This window comes from uncultured Methylibium sp. (assembly GCF_902826655.1).
In the GTDB taxonomy this organism is placed as follows: Bacteria; Pseudomonadota; Gammaproteobacteria; order Burkholderiales; family Burkholderiaceae_C; genus Methylibium.
In genome coordinates this window covers 1-10,306 of sequence record NZ_CADEFR010000089.1, presented here as the reverse complement: position 1 = coordinate 10,306, position 10,306 = coordinate 1, and the positions used below count along the sequence as shown (strand labels likewise).

General features: G+C 72.0%; 8 protein-coding genes. 7 read left to right on the top strand and 1 reads right to left on the bottom strand.

The window, feature by feature from the left end; all coding sequences use genetic code 11:
* The 5 genes from QZV97_RS19400 to QZV97_RS19380 all read left to right on the top strand — a co-directional run.
* Positions 1-594: ATPase, T2SS/T4P/T4SS family (locus QZV97_RS19400; RefSeq protein WP_295646645.1), on the top strand; the 594-nt coding region annotated here is incomplete at its 5' end.
* Positions 595-609: 15 nt separating this feature from the next.
* Positions 610-1,824 (top strand): type II secretion system inner membrane protein GspF, encoded by a 1,215-nt coding sequence (gspF, locus tag QZV97_RS19395; protein ID WP_295646642.1) that lies wholly within the window; start codon positions 610-612, stop codon positions 1,822-1,824.
* 162 nt (positions 1,825-1,986) lie between these two features.
* Entirely contained in the window at positions 1,987-2,994 is a 1,008-nt protein-coding gene (locus tag QZV97_RS19390; RefSeq protein ID WP_295646638.1) for an AAA family ATPase, read from the top strand.
* 35 nt (positions 2,995-3,029) lie between these two features.
* Positions 3,030-3,926, top strand: a complete 897-nt coding sequence (locus tag QZV97_RS19385) for a 5'-nucleotidase (RefSeq protein WP_295646636.1) — start codon at positions 3,030-3,032, stop codon at positions 3,924-3,926.
* Between the two features lie 66 nt (positions 3,927-3,992).
* Complete coding sequence (locus tag QZV97_RS19380) at positions 3,993-7,331, top strand: S41 family peptidase (protein WP_295646634.1); 3,339 nt, start codon at positions 3,993-3,995, stop codon at positions 7,329-7,331.
* Here the strand turns inward: QZV97_RS19380 and QZV97_RS19375 are convergent.
* Positions 7,261-8,034 (bottom strand): Crp/Fnr family transcriptional regulator, encoded by a 774-nt coding sequence (locus QZV97_RS19375; protein ID WP_295646631.1) that lies wholly within the window; start codon positions 8,032-8,034, stop codon positions 7,261-7,263. The genes QZV97_RS19380 and QZV97_RS19375 overlap by 71 nt on opposite strands.
* A 147-nt stretch (positions 8,035-8,181) precedes the next feature.
* Between QZV97_RS19375 and QZV97_RS19370 the strand changes: the two genes are divergently transcribed.
* Together QZV97_RS19370 and QZV97_RS19365 are read left to right on the top strand one after the other, a co-directional pair.
* Positions 8,182-10,128 (top strand): AMP-binding protein, encoded by a 1,947-nt coding sequence (locus tag QZV97_RS19370; RefSeq protein ID WP_295646628.1) that lies wholly within the window; start codon positions 8,182-8,184, stop codon positions 10,126-10,128.
* Positions 10,128-10,306: ATP-binding cassette domain-containing protein (locus QZV97_RS19365; protein WP_295646649.1), on the top strand; the 179-nt coding region annotated here is incomplete at its 3' end. The genes QZV97_RS19370 and QZV97_RS19365, both read left to right, overlap by 1 nt.

Sequence of the window (10,306 nt, the reverse complement as noted above, 5' to 3'; positions counted from 1 at the left end):
GTCGAGGACCCGATCGAATACGAACTGCCCGGCATCGGCCAGACCCAGGTCAACCCGAAGATCGAGCTGACCTTCGCCAAGGCGCTGCGCGCCATCCTGCGCCAGGACCCGGACGTGATCATGATCGGCGAGATCCGCGACTTCGAGACCGCGCAGATCGCCATCCAGGCCTCGCTGACCGGCCACCTGGTGCTGGCCACCCTGCACACCAACGACGCGCCGAGCGCCGTCACGCGGCTCACCGACATGGGCGTCGAGCCCTTCCTGCTGAGCAGCTCGCTGCTGGGCGTGCTGGCGCAGCGCCTGGTGCGCAAGCTCTGCCCGGACTGCAAGAAGCAGGACGACCGGGGCCGCTGGCATCCGGTCGGTTGCCCGACGTGCGGCACGACCGGCTACAAGGGCCGCACCGGCGTCTACGAGCTGATGGTCGCCGACTCGACGCTGCAGGGCCTGATCCACAACCGCGCCGCCGAGTCGCAACTCTTCGTCGCGGCCGAGAAGGCCGGCATGAAGACCATGCGCGAGGACGGCGAGCGCCTGGTGGCCTCGGGCACCACGTCGCTCGAAGAACTCCTGCGCGTGACGCGCGAGTAAGCGGAGTTCCCCGCCGTGCCCGCGTACAAGTTCGAAGCCCTCGACGCCGCCGGCAAGCCCAAGAGCGGTCTGCTCGAGGCCGACAACGCCCGGGCGGCGCGCGCGCAGCTGAGGCTGCAGCAGCTGGTCCCGCTGGACGTCACGCAGGTGATGTCGCAGGCCGCCAACACCGGGAGCTTCCGCTTCGGTCGCCGCGTCTTCACCAGCACCAGCCTCGCGATCTGGACGCGGCAGCTGGCCGGTCTGGTCGGCTCCAGCCTGCCGCTCGAACGCGCGCTGACCGCGCTGACCGACGAGGCCGAGGACCCGCGCCAGCGCGAGCTGCTGGCCCACCTGCGCGCCGAGGTCAATGCCGGCTCGCCGTTCGCGCGGGCGCTGGCCAGCGCGCCGCGCGAGTTCGACGACGTGTACCGCGCCGTGGTCGGCGCCGGCGAGCAGAGCGGCCAGCTCGGCGTCGTGCTCGACCGCCTGGCCGACGACCTGGAAGAGCGCCAGGAGCTCAAGAGCAAGCTGATCGGCGCGGCGCTCTACCCGGCGATCGTCTCGCTGGTGGCGATCGTGATCGTGGTCTTCCTGGTCACCTACGTCGTGCCCCAGGTCGCCAGCGTGTTCGCCGGCGGCAAGCGCGCCCTGCCCTTCCTGACCAGCGCGATGCTGGCCATCAGCGCCTTCCTGCGCAGCTGGGGCTGGCTGCTGGCGCTGGCGATCGGCGGTGCCGTCGGCACGCTGCTGTGGATGCGCCGCAACGAGGCCTTCCGCGAACGCTTCGACGCGTTCTGGCTGACGCTGCCGCTGGTCGGCCGGCTCTCGCGCGGCTACAACGCGGCGCGCTTCGCCGGCACGCTGGCCATGCTGGCCGGTGCCGGCGTGCCCATCCTCAAGGCCCTGCAGGCGGCGGCCGAGACGCTGTCGAACCGCGCGATGCGGGCCGATGCGATGGCCGCGCTGGTGCAGGTGCGCGAAGGCGCGCCGCTCGCGTCGGCACTGTCGGGCAAGCGGCGCTTCCCGGGGCTGCTGGCGATGTTCGCGCGGCTGGGCGAGCAGACCGGCCAGCTGCCGGTGATGCTGCAGCGCGCCGCCAACCAGCTGGGCACCGAGGTGCAGCGCCGGGCGCTGGCGCTGGCGACCATCCTCGAGCCGCTGCTGATCGTCGTGATGGGTGCCGTGGTCATGCTGATCGTGCTGGCCGTGCTGCTGCCCATCATCCAGCTCAACACCTGGGTCAAGTAGTTCACGCCCGCCGGCGCCTGCACGCGGCCGGGGGGTGCAGCAATGGCACGCCGCGTGCTACACAGACCGTCAACAGCCGTGGGTTTGCCGCGTTGATCCGACATTGACCGGCCTGCCCATCTGCTGCAATGGGTCTCAGTGGGTTGTTGCTTGGGGGTTTGCATGACGTCCACCGCCACCGATCTGGTCACCGTGCCTCAGGCGCCCCGCATGGGCCTGCCGATCGCCCACATGCGCAACGTCTACCGGCTGCACGACGTCGAGCGCCGCCTGGAGAAGCTGCCCGCCAAGGAGCACGAGACCCTGCGCGCGACCTACGAGCGCATGCTCGAGAAGGGGCCCGAGCGCTTCCAGGTCAAGCCCTCGGGCATCCCCGCGATGGACCAGCTCTACGACGACCTGCCCAACTTCCACGAGGTGCTCGACGACGTGAAGCGCCAGCTCGCGCTGTGCGCCGACAGCCGTGACGCGCTCGAGATCACGCCGATGCTGCTGCTGGGCCCGCCCGGTGTCGGCAAGACCCACTTCGCGCGCGAGATGGCCCAGCTGCTGGGCACCGGCATGGGCTTCCTCAGCATGAGCTCGCTGACCGCCGGCTGGGTGCTGAGCGGTGCCAGCAGCCAATGGAAGGGCGCCCGTCCCGGCAAGGTCTTCGAGACCCTGGTCGACGGCCAGTACGCCAACCCGGTCATGGTGGTCGACGAGATCGACAAGACCGGCGGCGAGCATGCCTACGACCCGCTGGGCGCCTTGTACAGCCTGCTCGAGCACGACACCGCCGGCGCCTTCACCGACGAATACGCCGAAGTGCCGATCGATGCCAGCCAGGTGATCTGGGTCGCCACCGCCAACGACGCGCGCGCGATTCCCGATCCCATCCTCAACCGCATGAACGTGTTCGAGGTGCAGATGCCCGACCGCGACGCGGCGCGCAGGATCGCCGGCAAGCTCTACGCCGGCATCCGCGCCTCGCACGACTGGGGCAAGCGCTTCGCCCCCGAGGCGCCGTCCGACGTGCTGGACGCGATGGCCGACCTGGCGCCGCGCGAGATGCGCCGCGCCTGGATGACGGCCTTCGGCAACGCCAAGCTCGCGGCCCGCGACGAGGTGCAGGTGCGCGACCTGCCGGAACAGCACGCGCGACGCTCGCCGATCGGGTTCGTGCAGTAGCGCGGCGCCGGCGCCCGGCCGGCTAGCATCTGCGCATGCCCGTCTCCCTCGCCGGCCAGCTGGTCGTGGCCATCTCCTCGCGCGCGCTGTTCGACTTCGAAGAGGAGAACAAGCTCTTCGAGTCCAGCGACGACCGCGCGTACATGCAGCTGCAGCTCGCCCGGCTGGACGCGCCGGCCCAGCCGGGCGTGGCCTTCTCGCTGGTGAAGAAGCTGCTCGCCTTCAACGACGCCACGACGCAGCGCGTCGAGGTCGTGATCCTGTCGCGCAACGACCCGGTCTCGGGCATGCGCGTGTTCCGCTCCTGCCAGCACTTCGGCCTGCCGATCGAGCGCGGGGTGTTCACGCGCGGCGCCGCGCCCTGGCGCTACCTGCGGCCGCTCGCGGCCAATCTCTTCCTCAGCGCCAACGAGAGCGACGTGCGCGGCGCGCTCGAGGCCGGCGTGCCGGCGGCGCGCGTCGCCACGCATTCGGCGCGTGCGTCCGACGCGCACCCGCACGAGGTGCGCATCGCCTTCGACGGCGACGCGGTGCTGTTCTCCGACGAGGCCGAGCAGGTGTTCCAGAGCGCGGGGCTCGACGCCTTCCAGGCCCACGAGCGCGAGCGCGCCGAGAGCCCGCTGCCGGCCGGGCCCTTCAAGCCGTTGCTCGAGGCGCTGCAGCGCCTGCAGCGCGAAGGCACCGACGCGATGCGGCTGCGCACGGCGCTCGTCACCGCACGCAGCGCGCCGGCCCACGAGCGCGCCATCCGCACGCTGATGGGCTGGCAGATCGAGGTCGACGAGGCGATGTTCCTCGGCGGCCTGCCCAAGGGCCAGTTCCTGCGCGAGTTCGAGCCCGACTTCTTCTTCGACGACCAGACCCGCCACGTCGACGCCGCCGCACCGCACGTGCCGGCGGGGCATGTGGCGTCGGGCATCACCAACCTTTGAGGCGGCGGCCGGCGCGCCGCCACAATCCGCCCCGACGCGCTCACGAGGCGCTTGCCGAGGATGTCCATGCCACGCTTTCCGCACCCCTTCCTGGCCGCGCTGTGCCTGGCGCTGACGGCGCCGCTCGCCGCGGCACAGTCCACCGGCTTCTACCGCTTTCCGGCGCTGCACGGCGCGCAGGTCTGGTTCACTGCGGAGGGCGATCTGTGGCGGGTCGGCGCGGCCGGCGGTCCGGCCGAGCGCGTGACCACGCACCCGGGCTACGAGACCCACGCGGCGGTGTCGCCCGACGGCCGGCAGCTCGCCTTCGTCGCCGCCTACGAAGGCCCGGGCGAGGTCCACGTGATGCCGGTCGCCGGCGGGCTGCCGAAGCGACTCACGTGGGACGGCCAGCGCCCGCTGGTCTGGGGCTGGACTCCGGCCGGCGAGGTGCTGGCGACCGTGCCCTCGCTGACCGGCCAGCCCGAGCGCCAGCTCGTCGCGATCGACCCGGCGACGCTGCGGCGACGCCCGCTGCCGGTGGCGCAGGCCAGCGACGGGGCGGTGTCGGCCGACGGCCGCACGCTCTACTTCACCCGCAGCGGCCTGCGCGGCGACAACGCGCGCGGCTACCGCGGCGGCGCGATGGCGCAGCTGTGGGCGATGGACCTGACCGGCAACGCCGAGGCCCGGCCGCTGCTGCGCGAGCCCGTCGCCGCCAACCTGCAGCGCCCCCTGCCCTACGCCACGCCACGCGGCCCGCGCATCGCCTACCTGTCCGACCAGGACGGCACGGTCAACCTGTGGTCGGTCGACGCGAACGGCGGCGACGCGCGCCAGCACACGCGCCACCGCGGCTGGGACATCCGGCATGCATCGATCTCGGGCACGCGCGTGGTCTATGCGATCGGCGCCGACCTGCGCCTCGCCGACCTGGTCAGCGACACCGACGCGCCGCTCGCCGTCACCCTGGGCGGCGACTTCGACCAGCAGCGCACGCGCTGGATCAAGCGGCCGCAGCCCTACCTCGACAGCGCCGCACTGGCGCCTGGCGGCGAGCGCGTCGCACTCACCGTGCGCGGCCGCGTCGCGACGCAGGGCACCGGCCCGCTGCGCCGCGCCGAGCTGCCGATCCCGGCCGACGCGCGCTGCCGCCACGCGGTGTTCGGCCACGACAGCCGCCACGTCTACGCGCTGTGCGACATGAGCGGCGAGGTCGAGATCTGGCGCTTCGCCGCCGACGGCAGCGGCAGCCCGCTGCAGATCACGCGCGACGCCGGCGCGCTGCGGCAGGCGATCTTTCCGTCGCCCGACGGCCAGTGGCTGGCCCACGCCGACAAGGAGGGCCGGCTGACGCTGACCGCCATCACCGCGGCGGGCGGCGGGGCGAGCCGCGTGATCGACGCATCGCGCTTCAGCTCCGCCGAGCCTGCGGTGCAGTGGTCGCCGGACAGCCGCGCGCTGGCGATCGTGCGTCCGCAGGTGCACGCCTACCGCGACCAGCTGCTGCTCTACACGCTGGACGACGGCCGGCTGCACACGCTCAGCAGCGACCGCTACGAGAGCGGCTCACCCGCCTTCACGCCCGACGGCAAGTGGCTCTACTTCCTGTCGAACCGGCATTTCGCGTCGCTGAGCCGCAGCCCCTGGGGCGACCGCAACATGGGGCCCTACTTCGACCGCCGCGGGCGCGTCTATGCGCTGGCGCTGCAGCCCGGGCTGCGCTTCCCCTTCCAGCCGCGCGACGAGCTCGAGACACCGGTGCCGCCGATGACGGCAGCGGCCGCGGCGGCGTCGGCCCCGGCCGCCCCGGCCGCACCCGCGCGCGCCGCGAGCGCAGCGCCCGCCCCCAAGCTCCCGCCGATCGCCAGCGCCGGCCTCGCGGCGCGGCTGCACGAGGTGCCGCTGCCGCCCGGCAACTACGAGAAGCTGCGCACCGACGGCAAGCGCCTCTACCTGCTGGAAGCCGACAGCACGCCCGAGCGCCGCGCCAGCCTGCGCACCCTGGCGATCGACAACGCCGATCCCAAGCCCGAGCTCTTCAGCGCCGACGTGCGCGACTTCGAGCTCACGCCCGACGGCAGGAAGCTGATGCTGGTCAAGCGCGGCGAGGGCGATAACGCCGGCGACATCCTGCTGACGGAGGCCGCGGCCAAGCTGCCGCCCGAGACCGCGAAGCTGCAGGTGCGCTGGGGCGACTGGCAGCTCGCCGTGGACCCGCGCGCCGAATGGCGGCAGATGTTCGCCGACGCCTGGCGCCTGCAGCGCGACCACTTCTACGACCCGGGCATGGTCGGCGTCGACTGGGCGGCGGTGCGCCGCAAGTACGAGCCGCTGCTGCCGCGCGTGACCGACCGCGCCGAGCTGAACGAGCTGCTGGCGCAGATGGTCGCCGAGCTGGGCACGCTGCACAGCCAGGTCTTCACGCCCGACCTGCGCGCCGGGCCGGACGAGGTGGCGGTCGCCGGGCTCGGCGCACGGCTGGCCCCGGTGGCGGGCGGCTTCCGGGTCGAGCACGTCTACCGCAGCGACCCGGAACTGCCGTCCGAGGCCGGCCCGCTGGCCGCGGCGCGCGTGGTACGCGGCGAGCTGATCGTCGCCGTCAACGGCCGGCCGCTCGACGGCGTGCCGGACCTCGCCGAGCGGCTGCGCGGCCAGGCCGGCCGCCAGGTGCTGCTGGCGATCAAGGCCGCCGACGGCCAGGAGCGCGCGGTCATCGTGACGCCGGTCGGCGCCGCCCGCGAGACCGCGCTGCGCACCGGCGACTGGGAGCGCGGCCGCGCCGAGCGCGTGCAGGCGCGCAGCGAGGGCCGCGTCGGCTACCTGCGCCTGCGCGCGATGGGCGCCGACGACATCGCCGGCTTCGCGCGCGAGTTCTACGCGCAGATCGAGCGCGACGGCCTGGTGATCGACGTGCGCGGCAACAACGGCGGCAGCATCGACAGCTGGGTCATCGAGAAGCTGATGCGCCGCACCTGGGCCTGGTGGCAGACACGCTCGCCGGCCGGCACGCCGCCGTTCTCGAACATGCAGCAGACCTTCCGCGGCCACGTCGCGGTGCTGATCGACGAGAACACCTACTCCGACGGCGAGACCTTCGCCGAAGGCATCCGGCGGCTGCAGCTCGGCACGGTGATCGGCAAGCGCACGGCCGGCGCCGGCGTCTGGCTGTCGGACCGCAACCGCCTGCTGGACAACGGCCTGGTGCGCGCCGCCGAGTCTGCGCAGTTCACGCTGGACCGCGGCTGGCTGATCGAGGGCACCGGCGTGGCGCCCGACATCGAGGTCGACAACCCGCCGCGCGCCACCTTCGACGGCGGCGACGCCCAGCTCGACACCGCCGTCGAGCTGCTGCTCAGGCGCCTGGCGGAGCAGCCGGTGCCGAAGGCGCAGCCGCCGGCCTACCCGCGGCCTGCGGCGCGCTGACCAGCCGTCGCTGCAGGCCGGCCAGGTCCAGCACCCGCACGCCGCCGTATTCGATGCGGATCAGCTGCTGCGCCTGCAGCGCGCCGAGCGCCTGGTTGACGCGCTGCCGGGACAGGCCGACCAGGTAGCCCAGTTCGTTCTGGGTGATGCGCAGCAGCGAGCCCACGCCGGGATACAGCACCGGGTGGAACAGCGACGCGAGGCTGCGCGCGACGCGCGTGTCGGGATCGGTCATCCGGTCGATCTCGCGCGCGGCGATGAACTGGCCGAGCCGCTCGTTGATCTGGTTGAGCACGTAGCGGTTGAAGCTCAGGCTCGTCTCCAGCAGCTCGTGGAAGCTCTCGATCGGCAGGCCGGCGACCAGGCTCTTGCGCAGGGCCTCGATGTTGTAGCGGTAGCTCTCGCGCTTGAGCAGCGTGCCCTCGCCGAACCAGGCGCCGGGCGGCACGCCCGTGAAGGTGATCGGCGCGCCGTGCTCGGTGTCGCTGCTCATCTTCAGCAGGCCGTCGATCACGCCGAACCAGAAGGTCGCCGGGCGGCCGATGCGGCACAGCAGGTCCCCGACCTCGGCCTCGGCCACCACCACCATGGCCGCGGCGTGCGCCCGTTGCGGCGGGTCCAGCACCGCCAGCCAGGGGATGCCGGCCAGCTCGGCGGCCTGGGCGGGGCGGGCGCGATCCCGCAAGGTGGCTGGTGCACTCACGATGGGCACGACAAGGGAAAGTCCGGGAGGGGCTGTCCCTAGGATTGTCGTCATAACGACAAGTTGGCGTCAAACCAACCCCTAGCATCTCGACTCCGAGAGCGGCTGAGTCACCCAGGCGACAGCCGCCACGAAGGAGACCCTGTGTTGGAGACGACTTTCCCCCGCCTTCTGGCCGAGCATGCCGCGCGTCGCCCCGATGCGCCGGCGCTGCGCGAGAAGGAGTACGGCATCTGGCAGACCACCAGCTGGGGCGGCCTGGCAGCGCTGGTGCGCGACCTCGCCGGCGGCCTGGCGGCGGCCGGCCTGCAGCGCGGACAGCACCTCATCGTCATCGGCGAGAACCGGCCGCGGCTGTACGCATCGATGCTGGCGGCGCAGTCGCTGGGCGCGATCCCGGTGCCGCTGTACCAGGACGCGGTCGGGGGCGAGTTCGTCTTCCCGATCAACAACGCCGAGGTCGCGTTCGCGGTGGTCGAGGACCAGGAGCAGGTCGACAAGCTGCTCGAGATCCGCGAGCAGTGCCCGCAGCTGGCGCGCATCTGGTTCGACGATCCGCGCGGCCTGCGCCACTACGACCAGCCGGGACTGGCCGCGCTGGACGCCCTGGTCGAGGCCGGACGCGCCTTCAACGCGCAGCACCGGGGTCATGTCGAGGCCGAGGCCGCGAAGGCGGCGCCGCACGACGTGGCGGCGATGTTCTTCACCTCGGGCACCACCGGCAATCCAAAGGGCGTGGTGCACAGCCACCACACGCTGCTCGACCGCGCGCGCGCCGGCGCCGACTTCGACAGGCTGGGTTCGTCCGAGGAAGTGCTGGCCTACATGCCGCCGGCCTGGATCGGGCAGAACATCTTCAGCTACGCGCAGTGGCTGGTGTGCGGCTACGTCGTCAACTGCCCCGAGTCGGCCGCGACGGTGACGATCGACCTCAAGGAGATCGGCCCGACCTACTACTTCGCGCCGCCGCGGATCTTCGAGGGCCTGCTGACCAGCGTGATGATCCGCATGGAAGACGCCGGCCGGCTGAAGAAGGCGCTGTTCCATCACTTCATGGCGCTGGCGCGCCGCGTCGGCCCGGACCGCATGGACGGCCGGCCGCTGTCGGTGGCCGACCGGCTGCACTACGCGCTGGGCAACCTGTGCGTCTACGGCCCGCTGCGCAACACGCTGGGCTTCAGCCGCGTGCGCGTGGCCTACACCGCCGGCGAGGCGATCGGGCCGGACCTCTTCACCTTCTACCGCTCGATCGGCATCAACCTCAAGCAGCTCTACGGCTCGACGGAGACCGCGGTGTTCGTGTGCCTGCAGCCCGACCACGAGGTCAAGGCCGACACGGTCGGCGTGCCGATCGCGGGCGTCGAGATCAAGGTCACCGACAGCGGCGAGATCCTCGTCAAGTCGCCCGGGCTGCTGAAGGGCTACTACAAGAACGACGCGGCCACCGCCGAGGTGCTGAGCGCCGACGGCTGGTACCGCACCGGCGACGCCGGCTTCCTGGACGCCGGCGGGCACCTGAAGATCATCGACCGGGCCAAGGACGTCGGCCGCTTGATGGGGGGCGGCAACGACGGCGCGATGTTCGCGCCCAAGTACGTGGAGAACAAGCTGAAGTTCTTTCCGTACGTCAAGGAGGCCGTGGCCTTCGGCGACCGGCGCGAACAGGTCTGCGCCTTCGTCAACATCGACATGGAAGCGGTCGGCAACTGGGCCGAGAAGCGCAACCTGCCCTACGGCGGCTACGCCGACCTGGCGGCCAAGCCCGAGGTCTACGAACTGATCCGCGAGTGCGTCGAGAAGGTCAACGCCGACCTCGCCGCCGATCCGATGCTCGCCGGCGGCCAGGTCAGCCGCTTCCTGATCCTGCACAAGGAGCTGGACGCCGACGACGGCGAGCTGACGCGCACCCGCAAGGTCAAGCGCGGCACGATCGGCGAGCGCTACCAGGTGCTGGTCGACGCGATGTACGCGGGCAAGTCCTCGCAGTTCATCGAGACCGTGGTGCGCTTCGAGGACGGGCGCAGCGGCTCGGTGTCGGCCGACCTGAAGATCGCCGACGTCAAGCGCTTCCCCGCCGTGAAGAGGGCCGCGTGATGACGCAATCCCGCAAGACCGGCGACGTGATCCTCGAGGTCAAGAACATCAGCCTGCGCTTCGGCGGCGTGAAGGCGCTGACCGACATCAGCTTCGACGTCCGCGAGCACGAGGTGCGCGCCATCATCGGCCCCAACGGCGCCGGCAAGAGCTCGATGCTCAACTGCATCAACGGCGT